The organism is Neisseria sp. P0021.S007, assembly GCF_051956855.1.
Window position 1 is genome coordinate 1 of the sequence record NZ_JBQCXA010000511.1, and the last position, 700, is coordinate 700.

A 700-nucleotide genomic window follows, 5' to 3' on the forward strand; every position below is an offset into this window, starting at 1 on the left:
GTCTGTATGTTGTTTTGCCAGTTGAAATTGTAACACTGCGAAATGAGAAAGGGAGCTACAACGCGACTGAGCCGATGAAGTTCGGCACCTCCGTTTTAGTATTGTGGGATGGGAGAGGGGGCTAAGAGACGGGTATGGAGGTGGTGGTGAAAGTGGAAATTGTAGCACTGCGAAATGAGAAAGGGAGCTACAACGGGGCTTGGTTGGTTGATTTCTGCACGTATATTGTAGCACTGCGAAATGAGAAAGATGCTACTTTAACATGCAATAGTAATTTACTGTCATTTTTGTATATTATTGTTTTTCCTGTTTATTTAGTTTTGCAATTTTTACAGAATGCAATTGGCCGCGCGAATATTTTACGATTATCCGCGTAGCTTTTGCGTTTTTGTTAAGGCTCTTTACGCTTGTTTGTACCGACTCGGATCGAAGTCGGTTTGGTTTTTGTGCAGATGATAGGCAATGACGAGTAGCTTTCTCATCAGGGCGCAGATAATAACCATCTTGGGCTTTTTGGCTTTTTGCAGTCTTTTGGTGAAGTCGGGAAAGTAATTTTGACGCATGGCTACCATGGCGGCCATGAAGAGGGCGCCGCGTAGTTTTCTGTTGCCATACCTTGTCAGCTTTTCTTTGCCGTTGACGCTTGTCCCTGATTTTTTCTGTTGCGGGCTCATGCCAGCGAATGCTGTAAAGTGGTTGG

Annotated in this window: 1 protein-coding gene; it reads right to left on the reverse strand. The window is 44.4% G+C overall.

Annotated features, from left to right (window positions below):
- Positions 1–401: 401 nt before the first annotated feature.
- A partial coding sequence (locus ACTHUR_RS14310) for a transposase (RefSeq protein WP_440399226.1) occupies positions 402–700 on the reverse strand: 299 nt, incomplete at its 5' end.